This is a genomic window from Treponema denticola (assembly GCF_024400535.1).
Classification (GTDB): Bacteria; Spirochaetota; Spirochaetia; order Treponematales; family Treponemataceae; genus Treponema_B; species Treponema_B denticola_C.
The window spans coordinates 1,493,916-1,511,647 of sequence record NZ_CP038800.1 but is presented as its reverse complement, the minus strand read 5'-3'; the positions used below and the strand labels follow the sequence as shown (position 1 = coordinate 1,511,647).

The 17,732-nt window shown below is 33.7% G+C and carries 17 protein-coding genes and 2 pseudogenes; 2 read left to right on the top strand and 17 right to left on the bottom strand.

The genetic code is table 11. The features are described 5' to 3' along the window. Positions 1 to 5: 5 nt before the first annotated feature. The 16 genes and pseudogenes from E4N78_RS07090 to E4N78_RS07020 form a co-directional block, all read right to left on the bottom strand. Positions 6 to 1,061: a nucleotidyltransferase family protein gene (locus E4N78_RS07090; protein WP_255809873.1), complete on the bottom strand. Its 1,056-nt coding sequence runs from the start codon at positions 1,059 to 1,061 to the stop codon at positions 6 to 8. 75 nt (positions 1,062 to 1,136) lie between these two features. Beyond that, positions 1,137 to 2,279, bottom strand: coding sequence for a LegC family aminotransferase (locus E4N78_RS07085; protein ID WP_255809871.1), 1,143 nt, complete (start codon positions 2,277 to 2,279; stop codon positions 1,137 to 1,139). A 33-nt stretch (positions 2,280 to 2,312) separates the two neighbouring features. Further along, positions 2,313 to 3,563: a polysaccharide biosynthesis protein gene (locus tag E4N78_RS07080; protein WP_255809869.1), complete on the bottom strand. Its 1,251-nt coding sequence runs from the start codon at positions 3,561 to 3,563 to the stop codon at positions 2,313 to 2,315. Further along, positions 3,523 to 4,653: a glycosyltransferase family protein gene (locus tag E4N78_RS07075; protein WP_255809868.1), complete on the bottom strand. Its 1,131-nt coding sequence runs from the start codon at positions 4,651 to 4,653 to the stop codon at positions 3,523 to 3,525. Before E4N78_RS07075 ends, E4N78_RS07080 begins: the two co-directional genes overlap by 41 nt. Further along, the gene (locus E4N78_RS07070) at positions 4,634 to 5,938 is read right to left on the bottom strand and encodes an oligosaccharide flippase family protein (protein ID WP_255809866.1); all 1,305 of its coding nucleotides are present in this window, start codon (positions 5,936 to 5,938) and stop codon (positions 4,634 to 4,636) included. The genes E4N78_RS07075 and E4N78_RS07070 overlap by 20 nt, the downstream gene beginning before the upstream one ends. Before the next feature lies 1 nt (position 5,939). Then, positions 5,940 to 7,652 (bottom strand): asparagine synthetase B family protein, encoded by a 1,713-nt coding sequence (locus E4N78_RS07065; protein ID WP_255809865.1) that lies wholly within the window; start codon positions 7,650 to 7,652, stop codon positions 5,940 to 5,942. Between the two features lie 66 nt (positions 7,653 to 7,718). Next, positions 7,719 to 8,009 (bottom strand): LbetaH domain-containing protein, encoded by a 291-nt coding sequence (locus E4N78_RS07060; RefSeq protein WP_370644876.1) that lies wholly within the window; start codon positions 8,007 to 8,009, stop codon positions 7,719 to 7,721. A 151-nt stretch (positions 8,010 to 8,160) separates the two neighbouring features. Then, complete coding sequence (locus E4N78_RS07055; RefSeq protein WP_255809864.1) at positions 8,161 to 8,439, bottom strand: nucleotidyltransferase domain-containing protein; 279 nt, start codon at positions 8,437 to 8,439, stop codon at positions 8,161 to 8,163. Between the two features lie 38 nt (positions 8,440 to 8,477). After that, positions 8,478 to 8,849 (bottom strand): annotated as a pseudogene (locus E4N78_RS07050) (HI0074 family nucleotidyltransferase substrate-binding subunit); the annotation flags it as partial. A 58-nt stretch (positions 8,850 to 8,907) separates the two neighbouring features. Continuing rightward, positions 8,908 to 9,108: a hypothetical protein gene (locus tag E4N78_RS07045; protein ID WP_255809863.1), complete on the bottom strand. Its 201-nt coding sequence runs from the start codon at positions 9,106 to 9,108 to the stop codon at positions 8,908 to 8,910. A gap of 94 nt (positions 9,109 to 9,202) precedes the next feature. Beyond that, a complete protein-coding gene (locus E4N78_RS07040; protein WP_255809862.1) occupies positions 9,203 to 10,507 on the bottom strand; it encodes a DUF3843 family protein in 1,305 nt (434 codons plus the stop codon). A 39-nt stretch (positions 10,508 to 10,546) separates the two neighbouring features. Then, positions 10,547 to 11,668 (bottom strand): DegT/DnrJ/EryC1/StrS family aminotransferase, encoded by a 1,122-nt coding sequence (locus E4N78_RS07035; protein ID WP_255809861.1) that lies wholly within the window; start codon positions 11,666 to 11,668, stop codon positions 10,547 to 10,549. Continuing rightward, positions 11,665 to 12,756: a Gfo/Idh/MocA family protein gene (locus tag E4N78_RS07030; RefSeq protein WP_255809860.1), complete on the bottom strand. Its 1,092-nt coding sequence runs from the start codon at positions 12,754 to 12,756 to the stop codon at positions 11,665 to 11,667. Before E4N78_RS07030 ends, E4N78_RS07035 begins: the two co-directional genes overlap by 4 nt. Further along, a pseudogene (locus tag E4N78_RS13825) lies at positions 12,753 to 13,043 on the bottom strand (VanZ family protein); the annotation flags it as partial. The pseudogene E4N78_RS13825 and the gene E4N78_RS07030, both read right to left, overlap by 4 nt. Before the next feature lie 335 nt (positions 13,044 to 13,378). Beyond that, complete coding sequence (locus E4N78_RS07025) at positions 13,379 to 13,879, bottom strand: acyltransferase (RefSeq protein ID WP_304665928.1); 501 nt, start codon at positions 13,877 to 13,879, stop codon at positions 13,379 to 13,381. A gap of 264 nt (positions 13,880 to 14,143) precedes the next feature. Next, positions 14,144 to 15,868 carry a cation:proton antiporter domain-containing protein gene (locus E4N78_RS07020; protein ID WP_255809859.1) on the bottom strand — a complete coding sequence of 575 codons (1,725 nt, stop codon included), beginning with the start codon at positions 15,866 to 15,868 and terminating at the stop codon, positions 14,144 to 14,146. A gap of 97 nt (positions 15,869 to 15,965) precedes the next feature. Here E4N78_RS07020 and E4N78_RS07015 point away from each other — a divergent pair, with 97 nt between their 5' ends. Next, positions 15,966 to 16,205, top strand: a complete 240-nt coding sequence (locus E4N78_RS07015) for a hypothetical protein (RefSeq protein WP_255809858.1) — start codon at positions 15,966 to 15,968, stop codon at positions 16,203 to 16,205. 23 nt (positions 16,206 to 16,228) lie between these two features. Beyond that, entirely contained in the window at positions 16,229 to 16,903 is a 675-nt protein-coding gene (locus E4N78_RS07010; protein ID WP_255809857.1) for a DUF8091 domain-containing protein, read from the top strand. Between the two features lie 75 nt (positions 16,904 to 16,978). On the opposite strand, the gene E4N78_RS07005 is transcribed toward E4N78_RS07010, so the two are convergent. Then, positions 16,979 to 17,725: a flagellar filament outer layer protein FlaA gene (locus E4N78_RS07005; RefSeq protein WP_255809856.1), complete on the bottom strand. Its 747-nt coding sequence runs from the start codon at positions 17,723 to 17,725 to the stop codon at positions 16,979 to 16,981. Positions 17,726 to 17,732: the final 7 nt, after the last annotated feature.

Genomic DNA, 17,732 nt, shown 5'->3' with positions numbered 1-17,732 from the left:
AGCACTTATCTTACTTGAATTAATTTAAGATATTCATCCCAATTTCCCATATCAACCCACGAGTGCTCATTGACAGGAAAAACCCCTACCCGATTACCGGTTTTAATCAGTTTTTCAATTAAAGTTGTAATATGTAAAAAAGTATTATCTTCTATAAAATCGAATACAGCAGGTTCCACAACATACAAACCGGAATTAATTTGATAAATAGTCTCAGGCTTTTCTTGCAATTCAAAAAGCTCCCCATTATCCTTCGTTTTTAGGACACCATAAGGCAACTGAAAATTTTTTACAACAGAAACAAGTGTTATCATATTATTATTGCTTCGGTGAAATGCCAATAAATCTGATAATTCTATATCTAAAAGTATATCACAATTTATCACAAAAAATGTGGTAGTAAGTTTATCTCTCAACAAATACAAAGAACCTGCAGTGCCAAGCGGATGTGGCTCTTGAAAATATGAAATTTCTATCCCCACAGATGATAAATAATATTTGATCATTTCAGCCTTGTAATTTATAGAACAATAGAAGTCATTACAGCCGACTTTTTTAAAACGATCGATAATATATTCAATAATCGTTTTTTCATTTATTGGAATCAGAGGTTTCGGAATAATATTAGTAAGGGGGCGAAGTCTTGTACCTAAACCGCCGGCCATAATCACAACCGGACAGCTTTCAGTCAAGGCAATACTCTCCATTTCTGAAGAAAATAAATCTTCCCAAAAAATCACATTAATAAGATGTCTCGAATTATCTATAATCGGCATAAATTCCATTCGGAATTTAATCATTTGGGTTCTAATTTTTTCTTCAGAAGTACTATCATACGCAAATATAATATCACTACGTATATAATCCTTGACAAAAGAATTTAAATCTACACAATTAAGTATACACCGCTGTAAATCACCAATACTAATTACGCCAAAAAATAAATCGCCATCCATCACTATCAGTAACTTATGACCAGATTCATCCATTCTCTTTAATGCCTCGATAAGCTTTGTATTAACAAAAATTAGTATAGCTGTTATTTTTTGATCTTGTATCACTCAAGTACTTCCTTCACACTATCGCAAATATATTCAATTTGTGTATTGGGCAATGAAATAAGACTCCACTACATACTATCTATACCCACTAGGTATATTAACAACTCTGTCCGCAAACATATTTGCCGTCTCTAAATAGTCACATTGACAATTAGCAAACATTGGGAGTGTATTCATCAGTGCCCATATAGGACGTGTTTGAATCCCATTATCATTTGTTTCTTGTAAGAATAAATCTCTTTCATATCTATTTTTCAGCAAGATTGAATTAAGCCAAAAATTTGAATTACAATTTTTAGGCTCATCAAAATATTCTATATTAGAACACGTTGCAAAATATTTTCTATATTCTTCAGCTGTAGTACGCTTGTTAAGAAGAATTTCACTTAAACATTCGAGTTGAGCACACCCAAGTGCCGCATTAATATTAGGCATTCTAAAGTTATATCCAACTGCGTCATGTTTAAATTCCCATCGATGTGGTATTTTTGCCTGTGTTGTAATGTGTTTTGCATAATCACCTAAAGTTTTATCATTGAATAATAATATACCACCACCGCCACAAGTAATAGTCTTATTACCATTAAAACTCATACACCCTATTTTTCCCAACGTCCCTGTATGTCTACCTTTATAGAAACTTCCAATACTTTCAGCAGCATCTTCTATTAATGTAAGCTTCCACTCTTCACAAACATCCAAAAGCTCATTTAATTTTGCAGGCATACCAAAAGTATGCATCGGCACACAAGCAGAAATTCTTCTCTCCGTTAATTTATTATAACATACACCATTTTTAATTTCAGCATTTCGTTCCAGCCATGTTTTCATTTTCATGGGTGACAGACTCATGGTCTCTTCATCAACATCTAAAAAAATCGGCTCTGCATAACAGTATACAATTGCATTAACTGTTGCTATAAATGTTAGTGGCTGCGTAATAACTTCATCATTAGGTTTTACACCAGCAAGTTTCAGAGCCATAAATAAAGACATAGTACCATTAACACAGACTACAGCACGTTTTGCACCGGTATATGCTTCAATATCATTTTCAAAACGAGTAACATATTCACCGACACTCGAAACATATGTACTATCAATACAATCATTTAAATATTTTTTCTCATTACCTAGAAAAATAGGATTATGAAGAAAAATTGAAGTTGAATTTTTATACAATTGTCTAATAAAATCAACTACATTCTGATATTTCATTTATTATTTCTCCTCTATAATCGTTGCAATCTATTACATTTTTCCGTCAAGTGACTTGTTTTTTTCTTCATGTGCAAAATTAGGAAGATACCACTTAAACACTTCGATAATCTCAGCTTTATCATAACATTGCTTTTTCAGTACTGCATGAAGTTTACTAAACAATAAATCTATTTTTTGTTCTGAAGGAATAGTAATGTTTTTTATCACGCCCAAAGCAGAAAATTGGCTCATATCTGCTATTTCATCACTCGTATAAAACTCTTCATATTGCTTCTCTCCGGTTGTATCACTAGAAGAATAATGCACAGGATAGTCCATACTACCAAGCTTAAGTCTTTCAGACTTTCTTAATGCTTCCATGTCGGAATCGCAATAATCTACAGAATAACCTTTTTCAGTCAGTAATGCACTGGCAATATTTGAAAACGTCAGCATTTCTTCCGCTTTTAATTTAGGAAAATAAATCTCACAATTTTCCCCCAGCATACAGGCTAACATACAAATTTGCCCGCTTTCCTTAGGAGACACAAAATAGCGTTTTACATCAGAGGGAGCGCTAATAGGCTGAAGCTTATCGAGTCTATTAAGGAAACCTGCCGGTAATGAGCCATTAGAAAAAGCAACATTAGCAAACCTAGCCGTTTTTATTGAAAAATAGTTTGAATAAGAAAATATCATATCTTCCATAACGCGTTTACTTGCGCCCATAATATTGACCGGATTTGCAGCTTTATCAGTTGAAACACAAAAAAAGATACGCGGCGGCAGTTTTACAAGGAAATCAAGTAAGTTACGGGCATCGAGAAGATTATTTTTAAGCATAGCTTCTATGGAGTAGATATCTTTTTCACTTCGCACGTGTTTATGTGCGGAAAAATTTGCGACAATATCAAAACCGCCACGATTTTGATACATTTTTCTAAAAACATCAGATGCGTAGCTGATGGGATAAAAGGCATAATCATCAGGAATAGTCAATCCGGAGGTATTTCTTAAATCACGTGTAAGTTCAGTAAGACCATTTTCATTAATATCAACAACGACTAATGACTTCGGTTTAAATAAAAGACACTCCTTAATAAAAGCACTGCCGATACTTCCTGCCCCTCCAATAACAAGCAGACGCTTATTAGAAATCGCTTGCTTTAATTTCTCGCCATTCGCATCCACATCTTTCTGAAAAAGACTCTCATTGCGTTTAATCACATTATGAGAAATAAATTTTTCAAGGTTAAACATATTATTGATCCTTTCGGCAATATACTGCCGTCCATTTTTCACGACATGTATCCCACGAACCTTCTTTTGCAATTATAGCACGATTGCTTTCAAGCTCTCTATCCGACAACCGGCTATCTAATAAAGCAGGGATTTCACTAAAAGATTTAAATTCAAAAACATTAAGTCCAAATTTATCAATTTCGGGATAATGAAGCCAAGAAGCATTGATTATATGGGTATAAGCATACATATATTCTTTTATTGTATTGCAAAAAGCATCAGTCGTTTGCGCATTAATAAAAATATCCGTTACAACCCTCAGTTTAGCCATATCATCATTTGAAATATATTTATCATAAATTCTATATTCAAATCCGCTAATCTCGAGCATTTTCAGTAGCGATGCAAAATATGTTTCATCAGTGCGTGCAGCATATAATTGCAAAAAAAGTACATATCTGTTTTTTTCTTTTTGCGAAAGAGTCATAAGGCTTCTTATAACTTTATCATGCTGCTGAAACCAACCGGCATTATATCCAATTGAAACTATTATTTTATCTTTAGATATGCCCAATTCGGGCTTTAACGTATCTTTTGTTAAAAGACATTTATCAATATAAGGAAATAATGTCACCCCATAGTATATAACATTAAGAGCATTCTTTGCAGAGGGGAAAATTTCATTATATTTATCTTGTAGTATATAGGCATCACCGCTAATAAAATCGAGCTTATTAAGCATATCCAATTCAGAAAATAGGTATTTTTTCTTTTGTCGCAATAAATCGCTTCCCCAAAAAGAAGCAACCACTTTCGTATTCTCCGTTTTTATAAAAAGAGCTTGCTTCAATAAACGCTTTGTAACAAACTGTATATGAATGAATTCAAACGGTCTTGCACGCAGTAGATAATATGTATTTAAAATAAAACGCAAAACAGTACCAATCTTAGGAAGCGCAAATATAAAACGTTTAGGTGCTGTTTTAATAAAATGAACATTATACTTATCATAAAATTCCACAAAGCCTTTAGTATCTTGCTGTACATAGATATCATAACCAAGCGGTACGAGGACATACTCTATAAATGATCGAATATAAAAAGTATCACTATTACCTGTAATAAGGAATTTATGAACGGTCTGCATCATAGATATTTCTTTTGTTTTTAAGCCTAGCAAGGATAAATACATACATCATTAAATCCATACCTCCGGACAATGAAACTGTTAATAAAGTTGACCATGCAGCTCCTATAGCACCCATTGATTTTATAAAATAATAATTTAATACAATATTTATCAAACCAAGAAAAATTGAACTTATAAGATTATATTTTACACACCGAAGCATAGTCAAAATATTACCTATGGGTATCCGTAAAGAAGCTGCCGTTATATATGAGATTATTAATATTCTAAAAATCGGAAGAATTGTCACATATTTTTCTCCATATACAATAGCAATAATAGGTTTAGCAAACAAAACCAAAAACAAACCTATACAGAAGTTTAAGATAAAATTACTCATTAACAATCTAATACTGTTAGTCTTTAGCCAGCTAAAATTAAGTCTATTTTTTGCAAAATACGGATAAATGAAAATAACAATACTCATCGTTACAAAATACAAAGCAAAAGGTATTTGTGTAGCGACTTTATAATCGGCTAATATTACAGGATCAGGACTCACTATTCCTATAACAAATATATCAGCTAAATATAATGAATGACTAATTGCATTCGTAACCATACAAGCAACGGAATACTTTAAGACTTCTTTTTTTTCTATATCTTCTATAGAGTGTACTTTCGTTGTAAATATTACATATACTTCTTTTTTTAAAAGATATAACAAAAAAAGTAGGGTTCCTATATTTCCAATATATCTACCACTTATATAACCGAATAGCCCCAAAAAGTAAGCTCCTGTAACAGAAAATAATAATATAAGAATTGAGGATATATTAGTCAGCAATGCATATTCTTTATTCATACTTTTTGCACGTAAATATGATTCCGCCCATACCGTCATATAGGAGAGCAATAATAGTCCAACAATACTTCTAAAAACATATACAGCAGTATTTACCTTAAAAGTATATATATAACTAAAAAAAAGACCTAAAAACATCAGAATTACATTAAATACAGTACCCGTCTTTAATGTAAAAGCCGCAATAGCCTGTTGCTTTTGTAAATCATTCGATTCAGAGCAAAACTGCAAAACACCATGCTGTAATCCTAGTCCCTGAAATAATATAAAAAAGTCAAGAAGATTATAACTGTAACCGAATACACCATAATCGCTTTTTGACAATACACGAACTATTACCGAAATGGAAATAAAAGAAAGAAACTTATTTATAATACCTGCAGAAAAGATATGAAGACCACCTCGGTTAAATATTTTTTTAAAAAAATTACATATTTGCATATCAAAAATACTGATTCATCACTCCCAATACCGTCAATACAAACAACTTTTCACGCCCGCTTCCTTGCTCAAAAACCCTCTCACACTCCATCTTTACATTTGGATATCTATCAGTTTTACTGATGTAGTTGATATAATAAGTATCTATAAAATTTTTTAAAATAGGATTTTCCAAATACCATTTTTCAAAAGGATTCATATTTTCCTTATATAATATTTTTTTCTTTCTAGTATACCTATATAATTTCACAAGCCATTGCATATAAGAAGCATTTTTCATGGCTACTTTCATATTATTAATATAATCAACTGAAAGAGTATCTATTTTTTTGCCTGTCTTTTCCCAAATATATTTGGCAGCATCAGGATGCTTTTTAAATATCCATTTCTGATATATATTATTTTTATATCTCATTCGAATAGGAAGAGAAAGGCAGAAATCCATAAAATCAGGCTCAAGAAATGGAGAAGTTTCCTCTGTAAAATGCTGTGTTACTTGATGTGCACTTATAGTTCCGGAAAAAAGCCGCTCATATATATCTTTTTGTTCATCATTTTCATAAAGAGACCAATCAATTTTAAATGGTTCTATAATTTTTGATTCTACTTTTTTATCATTAGGCTTTGCTAATTTTGGAATTTCAAAAAAAGAACCTCCTAAAATCACATCACCGATTTGTCCCGTGTGGACAGTACCATAACACGAATTATTTTCATACAAATTTTTGTAAGCCCAAAAACTACCGCCAATACCAGAATAAATCGCATTTCCGTAATTCAATTTTATAAGATCTGTTAAAGAATAAATGACCTCACAATCATTCAAGGAGCGATATAAATAACCAATTCTCAAATCAGTTGCAATTCTTCGAGCAATACTCTCTTCAAAATAATCAGCACTTGAAAAATGAAAAGCCAGCATATTGGTATAGCCTAATTCATGGGCAACCATACACGTCATTCTACTATCCAATCCGCCACTTAAGGTTACAAAATGTTTATACCCATATTGAACATCTTTCTTAAATTCATACTGGACAGCTCGCATAAATAAACGATCAATTTCTTCAACAGCATCATCTTCAGTTATTGCTTCATCAATGTGATGTGCAAACACCTTATATGATTTTATTATTAATTGATTATCTTCAAACACAAGATAATGACCTGCTCGCAATCTTTTAACTTCAGAAATGATCGTATTATCCAATAATGTATGATAATACGTAAGAAGAAAATTTGCAGTTTTTTCATTCAATGTATATTGTAAATTATTTTTCTGCAAAATTTTTGATACAATATATACACTTGAAGAAAGCATAAAATATTCTTCGTTAGAAAAGTAATAAACAGGTTTTTCCCCTGTCTGATTTGTATAAGCTATAACAGTTTTATTTCTCTTATCAAACTTAACACCAGCAAAAGGCCCATAAAAATTTTTCCAAAATAATTTAGTTTCAGAATGTACAATTTTATCACCAAGAGTCCCAAAACAATTTAATACAACGCCATCTTGCAAATAAAAACAATCATCCATATCGATATATATATGATCATCTTTAAATCTATCAATAAAATTAGCATATGCTAAAAAAGACGTAGTAGAAACGAAATTATTCTTTGATACTTCCAAAGTATCATCTAACATAAATCGACTAGCAGCCGCTTCTGATTTAAAATATACAAAAAACCATCCGATATTTTCGCTTTTCATAAAACCTCCTACACAAAAATCAACAAATGAACCAAACAGTATTTGTTATCCTTACTTTTTTGACTATCAATTATCTTTTAACTTTAGTAAATAATAAATATCACATTCAATGATGATACAGGTTTTATGGTTATACTTTATTTGCTTATATTCGTGCTTGCGTTCAATAAAAGAACGAGGATTTATCACGTTTGTAAATACACAGGACAGTACGCAAAACACGTCATCTTCGATTATAACATCATCATACAATGAAACATTATTTTGAATTTTTACACCGTTACCGATAACCGCCTTGCCGCCGATATTGACATTCCGTCCGATGGGGCATTTTTTACCGACCTTAGTGCCGCTCATAATGTGAGTAAAATTCCAAATCTTTGTCCCCCTCGCCTATCTCGGCACCTTCATTCACATAGCTTGGTTCATGTACAAAATAATTTTAGCCATATATTCAATATCCATCAAAACCCTTTTAAATTCGGCAGTCAAAAAAAAATACTAAGCGTTATATATCACCAATCATTACCAAACCCCGCCCCACCCTATCAATATGAACCTTCAAAGCAGGGTTAGTAATATCCTTATTAATCACAACATCAGCTAAATATGGGAAATCCGGCTCGGCTATTTCGTCAATCAAATCGCCTAGTGAATAAGGCGAAAAAAACACAATATTATTTAATGCTATATCTATATCACTTCTTTCGGTATTGGTACCAATTACGCGAGAACCAAAGACTATTACTTCTCCACTCTTAATGTATTTTTGTAAAATACCGATCAATATTTTTTTGAGATTCTGTCAGGCCAAAATCCATAAACTTATATTTCATTCTCAAAATAATTGTAAATGTTCAATATCCCAGGATAAAACATTCCCTTTATGTCTTTTAATATTTCGGGGAGCTTTAAAGAATCGTAGGTATGACTCATAAGATTCCTGCTGTTTGTCATTTCAATCCAAATATCAATATCATCTATGTATTTACTCTTGTAAGCATCCTTAAAAACATACTTAGACGATATTCTTTCAAAACTAATTCCGTCAAACTCCATCTTATCTTTTAGAGTTTTTCATGTGAGCTCAAAAGTATATTCAAACCGCTGTACAATTCCCTCCTGAACAATAGCCTCATATTCGGATAAATCATCTTTCGATTCGACAATTTCTTTTAAGAGAAAAAAAGCTTTTTCAAAATTTTGAAATCACTGTTTCCAGCGGATATTTTCGGTATTGGTCATCATATTAAATCTACCCAACTACATTCACAAGTGCAAGAGTAGGCTTTGTCTTATATTTATCGCTGGAATAGAATCTCTTAAAAAAATCGAATTCCTTGCGTGAAAACTCATTGTAGTCCTTTATCTTTTTTAAAGCTTTTTTTACAAAAAATAAATCAATAATTTCATTATAAAACTCGGTTGAATAACGATTACTACAAATTAAGTGCATAACACAGTATTTATCAAGCTCCTTGAAAAAAGGATTTCCTTTCACATCAATACACTCTGCAACTCCATTATAAAACTCAAAACCGCTCTTTGAATTAAAATAAACAGTTATATTTTTCAGTACCGGGGAATTTCAACTCTTCAATTCCATCATTCAAATCTGAAGCATCTTCATCATAATCCAGATTTTTTTCTAAACTGTTCTTTTTGTTATATGCTTTAAAAAAATCTTCCGGTATTTTTTGAGCTTCTTCAGGACTCAGGAACAACATTTTTCCCTTATACCTCTCAATAAAGAAATCGGTCAGTTTTTGCAAAGATTCTTCAGTGCTTTGCCGCATATGATCATTAAATATATGAGCTTCATACCTTTTATAACTAAAACCATCATAAGAAGCCCCTGAAATACTCACTCCGCAAAAATACCAATTTTCGGACTTTTTGACAACACCTAACAACAATTTTAAATTAGGTTTTAAAGATTCAGCACCTCTAAAAGTTTCCTTTACAATCCGAATAACAGCACCTGAAGAAAAATGCCTTGCTTCTATGTACTCATCACCTATATATAAAATTTCAAAAAGCGAAAAAATAAAAGACTCAGGCTCGACAGAAAAAACCTCAATATCATCGTTACCATGATGTTTGGCAAGCCGCCCAGCTATTTCAAAAATATCCATACTAAGTAAGCAAGACCTTACCTTAAAAGAAAACAATACTTGAAACAGATAAGCATAATTAGAAGCAGCCTCTATATCATCTTCTGCAATTTCCATATGTTCATCAAGATAATCTTTAAATCTTGAAATTATATCAGGCCCATAAAGATAATTCGACCTTGCAATCTCAAAACAAGCAAGTCTCATAATAGCAGGATCATCAGTTTCAAGAGCCTCAAATATTTCAGAATAAGTCTTATTTATAGGAGCATCGTCATACTCATCTTCTAAGATATCATAAATAATATCGGCTAAATCTATAACAGTACCGCCAAAAGGGAATAAAAAACCGTCAGTAAAAATATGCAACGAGGAAATATACCACACTAAAAACAATACATCTACATAATTAACAGCATCTTCAAAATAATCTTTGCCTGTTTTGAAAAAAGGCAGTTTAGAACCGTACAACTCTTCATGTTTATCCCTGAATGACTTAAAAATTCCAAGATTAGATACAACATCCTCCAAGTATGAAGATGAAACTATTGAAATTTCTCTAACACATTCCTTAGTCCAAACCGCAGTATCAGGCGAAAAAGCCAATAATTCTTTATAAATCCTAGAAGAAAGTTTTACATAATAGGAATCGGAAACAGAATTAAAACCTTCCGGTCTATATTTTTTCCAATCCAAAACCTTAATCTTATTTCTGGACTTATCAATATATTTTTTCGTCATTTTAGATTAAACCCGCTAAGTCTATAAATCAATTTAAAATTATCTTTTATAAAACTCCCCTATCTTCTCACAAACATAGCTGATTTCATCTTGAGTAAGCTCAGGATACATAGGAAGAGCAAGAACGGAAGCACAGAGTCTTTCGGCAACGGGGAAGTCTCCTTTTTTATAACCGAGATATTTAAAGCACTCCTGTTCATGTAAGCATTTAGGATAGTAAACGGTTGTGCCGATTCCGTTTTCGGTAAGATAGGCTTGCAGCTCATCACGATTTTCGGCTAAAATATTAAAGACATAATAAACCTCTTTTCCTTTAGTTTTTATAACAGGAATTTTTACCTGAGGTACATTCTTTAAAAGCTCTTGATATTGTTTAGCGTGTGCCGCTCTTTTTTCAATTGCCTGATCAATATATTTTAACTTTACACTTAAAACCGCAGCTTGTAAACTGTCAAGGCGGGAGTTATATCCTACATAATCATGATGATATTTTTTTGTTGCTCCGTGGACGCGGAGACTTTTTGCCTTTAGATAATACTCTTCATTATTTGTAATTATAATTCCGCCGTCGCCGTAGCCTCCCAAAGTTTTTGTCGGGAAGAAGGAGTAGATTCCCATATCCCCTATGGTTCCGGCTATGCGTAAAGAACCGTTATAAAATTCCTTCATACCGAAAGCTTCAGCCGCATCTTCAAGTACTTTAAGATTATGCTTTTTTGCCAAATCCATACAGGAAGACATGTCGGCAGTTTGTAAAAATAAATGAACTGGAAGAAGCCCTGCCGTGTTTTTTGTAATACGGGCTTCGGCATCCTTCATATCCATACAAAAGGTATCTTCATCTACATCACAAAAGACAGGCTTACCGCCTAGCCGAGCTATACAAGAACTTGAAGCAAAGAATGTAAACACAGGAGTAATAACTTCGGCACCATTTTTAAACCCAAGGATATCCGAAGCGATCACCAAGGCATCGCTTCCGTTTGCAACTCCAACAGCATATTTTGCTCCCGTATAAGAGGCGATTTTTTCTTCAAAATCTTTAACAGCCTTTCCTAAAATAAAGTCTCCTGTTTCCAATACGGATGATAAAGCAGAATCAAATTCATTTTTCAGATTTTTATATTCTCTTGTTGCAGTATAAAACGGAACATTCATCATTTTAGCACCCCTTTCATTTCCATGGTAGAAAAACCGCAAGGCAGATTTACGGGCTGCCCTGCTTTTTGGGACTTATAAATTGCAAGTATTATTTCTAAGGCTTTTTTACCCTTTTCTCCGGAAACAAGGGGTTCACGGTCTTGTTCTATTGCATCTATAAAATCATTAAAAAGAGCCGTATGACCGAAGCCGTATACCGTAGGCGGATCCTTTTCATTAGGATTTAAAACCATTTCTTCAGTATCGCCTACTTCTTCGGCATCGGCAAAACGCCACGTTTCCATCTTATTTACGGCAAGACCTCCGATTACAACGGAACCGTCCGTGCCGAAAAGGCTCAAGGTTTCATTTAAGTTTTTAGGGTAAACATCGGCGGTGCCCTCTATTATACCGACAGCACCGGATGCAAATTCTACGATAGCACAGCCGAAGTCCTCGGCTTCAATAGGACGCATAAAACGCCTTGTTTGAGCTTGAACTCTTACGGCATCCTCCCCCATCATCCACTGTAAAAGATCTATACCATGAGTACACTGATTCATCAGGGTACCGCCGTCCTGCTCCCAAGTTCCGCGCCAAGGGGCTTGAGCATAATAACCTTCATTCCTGTTCCAACGTACCTGAATCATACCGTGAAGCATCTTACCGAAGCGTCCCTTCTCCAAGGCTTCCCGTGTTTTTACTACAGGAGCATTAAAGCGGTTTTGAAAGCAAACGGCTAATTTTTTATTGTTTTGCTTAGCTGTATCTATCATCGTTTGAGCATCCGAAGTAGAAAGAGCCATAGGCTTTTCGCAGATAACATGGGCTCCGTTTTTAAGACAATGTACGGCTATATCCTTATGCTTACCCGACTCGGTTGCAATTGTTACTACATCGGGTTTACATTCTTTAAGCATTTCCTTGTAGTCTGCAAAAATTTTTACATCTGCATTAGGAAGAGATTTTTTATATTCAAGCCGCTTTTCCTCAGCACGCTCTAAAATAGGATCGCAGGCAGCAACGAATTGTACCCTACCTTTCATAAAAACAAAGGCTTCAATGTGTTTAAAACTAATTCGTCCGCAGCCGATTAAGGCAATTTTCATACATTCTTCCTCTTTAAGTAAAAATTATTTATCAATAGAAGTCTTAAGCCCACAGCTAAAAAAGCTCCAAGAGCATCAGCTAACAAGTCGTAAACAGAAGAACTTCGATTAGGAACAAAATACTGGTGTATTTCATCACTTAAACCGTATAAGACGGTAATACAGATCACAAGTAAAACATATTTTTGTGCCTTACTTATCCATTTTTCAGTTTTAAACCAAAAAGTCAGTGTAAAGGCAAAGGCGCCGAAAGCTATTACTATGAAAAATCTTATCCAACCCGAAAAAGGGTTTAGGCGGAGAAGGTAGTTTTGACTGTGAAGATAAAAAAAATATTAAAAACGCGCAAATTATAAAAGACATACGCATAAAAACACCCATCTTCTTCATTTTCGTTAAAAAGAGCATAAAACCCCGCATTTTTTTTATCATTTTTATAAAAAAAGCTCACATAAAAAGCATAACCATACCCCGCCCTCATCATCGCCGAAACAGATTTACTCGAGCAAAAAGCACTTAAACTGACCCATACTATCAAAAAAAGTAAAAATAATCAATAAGTAACGAAAACTCTTATGTTAAAAGATAAACTGTAAAACAAGCCTGTCAGACTTCACAGCTTTTATTCTACTTTTTTCTCCCCTTCTTTATTTACCTTTCCATGTATACGAGCAGGATTACCATAAACTAAGGCATATGGAGGAACATCTTTTGTTACCACAGAACCGGCCCCTATAAGGGCATATTCACCAACAGTAACACCACAGACAATCGTCGCATTTGCTCCTATGGAAACACCCTTCTTTATTAAAGTTTTTTTATACTCATGTTTCCTTTCGATAAAAGCTCTGGGATTTATAACATTTGTAAAAACACAAGAAGGCCCGCAAAAAACATCATCTTCTATGATAACATCATCATAAACGGAAACATTGTTTTGTATCTTAACTCCGTCCCCTATAACAGCCCGGCTGCCTATATTTACATTTTGACCTATTGAACATTTTTTTCCAATATTAGCGCCGCTCATTATGTGTGAAAAATGCCAAACCTTAGTTCCCTCACCTATTTCTGCACCTTCATCTACATAACTTGACTCATGCACAAAGTAATTTTTTTCCATAATTATTAGACCTTATAAAAAGTATTTTACTTTCACAGTCAGCTTGAAAAGGTTTTGTACATAAAAAAAGCTCTTTTTTTTAAAAGAGCATAAAAAACCTTTGCTTTTTTATATTTTTTATAAAAAAGCTCATCTTAAAACAAATGACCAGCTGCCTGCAAAAGATCGCCGAAACAGATTCCAATGCCGGAAAACTTCAATACATCGTGATAATACAACAAAAAACAAAGACTTTCAATAGGTTACACAAAAAAATATGAAGCCTTATTCTGCATCATAAGCAGTCGTATGCAATTCTATTATTTTTCGATGTAAAAAATGATCTACAGTATCTTTTTCAACCATTCCAAGAAGTTTTCCATTTTCTCCAATTATAGGAAGTGCATATAAGTCTTTTTCGATGTACAATTCATATAAATCTTTAAGGCCGGTTTTATCCGAACAAACAATAGCGGCAGGCTGCATAATATCCATAGCAAATACACAATCATAAATAGCTGTCATCGTTAATGTTTCTTTTAAATGATCAAGACTTATGATGCCTGAAATATTTCCATCACTATCTTTAACGGCATAATTTAAATTGGGACTACGGCTAAATGAATCTATGATAGCACTCAATGGAAAATTTTCGGGAATAATTGCAGGTGAATTTGGAGAGCAAATAGGTTTCCCATTTAAGACAACATCTTCTACCGATAATGTTCCCATCAAATCTTCTTCGGTAACATCGAGCCCGCATTCTCCCGATTTTTTCACTCCGTATTTTACACAAATAGGGCCGAGCAGCTGTACTATAAAAGTTGTGGCTGTAACTATAAGAAGGATAGTCGGGCCTATGGTATCCGAAAAATCATGACCTGCCGAAATAGAAAGACCTATAGCAACCCCTGCCTGACTTAAAAGACAAAACGGTAAGTATTTCTTTACGGTTTCAGGAGCCTTTGTAAGCCATGAACCGAAAATAGAACCTATGGTTTTTCCTAATGTACGTAAAAAAACATATAAAAGAGCTAAAATAGCAACAAAGGGAGTAACATTCCAAATATTTAACTTAGCACCGACCAAAACGAAAAAAAGCACATAGATAGGAGGCGTAAAATTTTCAACTAAGGTAAATGTGGAGCGGGTTTTTGCAGGAGCAAAATTTACCATAAAAAAGCCTAAAGCCATTGCGGCTAAGATAGTATCAAGATCAAGAAGATAAGCAATACCTGTAGAAAGGAGAAGACTTCCTAAAGAAAAACCTAAAATACGGCCTGAATCCGTCATCATATTTCTGATAATCAGACTTAAAAAAAATCCTATTATACTTCCTAAACAGATAGAGCCGAAAATATTATAAATAAGCAAAAGAATCTGTTTTCCAAAACTTGCCGTCTGAGCTCCCAAAAGAGACGCTGCAATCGAAGAAGCAAGAGCATATAACACAAGGGCTACAGCATCATCCATAGCAACAATACCTAAAACCGTAGTCGTTAAGGGGCCTCGGGTTCTATTTTCGCGCAATACATCGGTAGTTGCGGCAGGAGCCGTTGCAGAGGATATTGAACCTAAAATTAAACCTAAAGAAATAGAAGCTGCAAAATCTTTTGTAACAAAATATGAAACAAGAGAAACAAAAATAGATACCGTGATAAAGGGAACTATTGACTCAAAAATCAATATGCCTACAAACTGGGTTCCGTATTTTTTTATTACCTTAGTCTTCAACTCTCCTCCAATCAAAAAACCTATAAGAGAAAGAGCTATACTGGACAAAGGATCTAAAGCAGTAATTATTTGAGCCGATAAAACCTGGAAACCGGACTGCCCTATTATAATACCGATAACAATATAACCTACAACCTGAGGAATTCTTAGTCTTTTAAACAAAGTCCCGCCAAGGGCTCCTAAAAGCAAAATTATCCCTAATAGTAAAATAAGATTTGTATTTTCAATCCGTGAAAAGTGCATAAAAGCGGGAAGGAATTCAGCCAATTTATTCATAACGTAAATAATATCTCATTCAAAAAAAAATGTAAAGACTATAAATGTCTAATTCACTAAATTGACAAGTTCTTTAAAAGAGTATAGACTTAAGACCATGACATTATATGAATACTATATTATTTATCCAGATGGAGAAAAACAGGAAATAGACGGCCCTGTATCTGCAGGAAGCTTTTTAGATATAAACGGAAGAATTCTTCCTCATCAATTACCTACAAATAAGATGATTGTTTATCAAGTTCAAGGAAAGCGTACTATCGAAGATAGGGGAATCATTCAAACCATATACATCCTCGAACAGCTTAGTGCAGAAGAACTTTTAGACTATGTTTAAACAATTAAGGCCTGCTAAAGCTGATGATAAATACCTATAACGAAAGCGACTTACACAAAAGCCTTAAAGAATACTTTTGCCCTAAAAACGGAAAAACCGAGCAGCCTCTTTTAGGAAGCATTTGTGATATTCTGTGCAATGACGGTAAAATCATAGAAATTCAAACCTCAAATCTAAGTGCTTTAAGACTAAAACTTGAAAAATTTTTATCAGAGCACAAAGTAGAGATTATTTATCCCATAGCTCAAAATTCTTATATTTCCGTTCTAAATAAAGACGGAACAATCAAATACAGGAGAAAAAGCCCAAAACATGGTATCTTTTTCCAAATTTTTAAGGAACTTTCAGGACTTTATCATTTAATCGATAATAAAAACTTAAGTTTTAAACTGGTGTACATAAGCTCTGAGATTATAAAAACCGATACAGGGCCGAAAAAAAGAAAAGCTCACCGGCCCGGAGTTATAAATAAAAAACTAATCGAAATACATAGTACTGAAGAGTATAAAAATATGAGGACTATATGCAAAAAAGTCTTAGACCTTCTTCCCGAAGAATTCACAAACCAAGATCTAAAAACATTGGGAGCAAAAAAATACGCTTCTTATACAAGCTGGTTTTTAAAAAAAGCAGGCATTATAAAGGCTGCCGGAAAAAGAGACAGGTTTACACTGTACAAAAAAATTAAAAATCTATAAAAAAAGGGTTAAAAACATCTTTAAGAAATTTTCAACCCTTTTTATAATAAAATTAAATTTTATAAGATATTTTTTTTACCAGTTATCCGACATATCATCCTTGTCGTGCATATCAACTTCGTATAAGTCGCTTACGACGCGAAGATCATCAAAATAAATGTAGTAATGACCATAAGCTTCTTCAGGATCACATTCAACTCGGAATCCTACAATCTTAAGCCCCATGCTTGTTCCATAGTGGTAATCCTTTTGGATAATACCTGTTTTTCCTGCAGAATTCTGCGGCGGAATAGCAACAGTCATAAGCTTCCAGCCTGAATGATTTAGTTTTCCTACATAAAGCTCAAATTTCTTTCCCCAAAAATCTTCTACGATGAGTTTCATTGTATGGGGATAGCTTCGGCCTACAACCCAAACACTTGCTGTTTTTGCAATTCCCTCTACAGGGAGAGCCTTTGTTGCATGAACTTCAAAGGAGTTATATCCGCGTCGATAAAAAGAAACTTTTACCCCGAGAACCTTATCATCTGTAAGCTCAAGGCCTTCTTCTGCAGGAATAGGTTTCTTATTCAAGGGATTGCCGTTAAAGAGTCTGGAGCTTACTACTCCTTCATCAGCTGACATCTTTGCGTACCATGTACCTTCGTTTTCAAATTTGTCAATAGAAACTTCTTTAATTCTCTGCTCTGCAGAATCAACGCCGATCTTAGTAGGATCTGCGGCATCTACATTAGAAAAATCATTTTCTGCTGAATTTTGCTGAGCAAAAGAAAACGTAACCAAACCTATTAAAAACAAAATTATAGCTATACTCTTTTTCATACTTTAA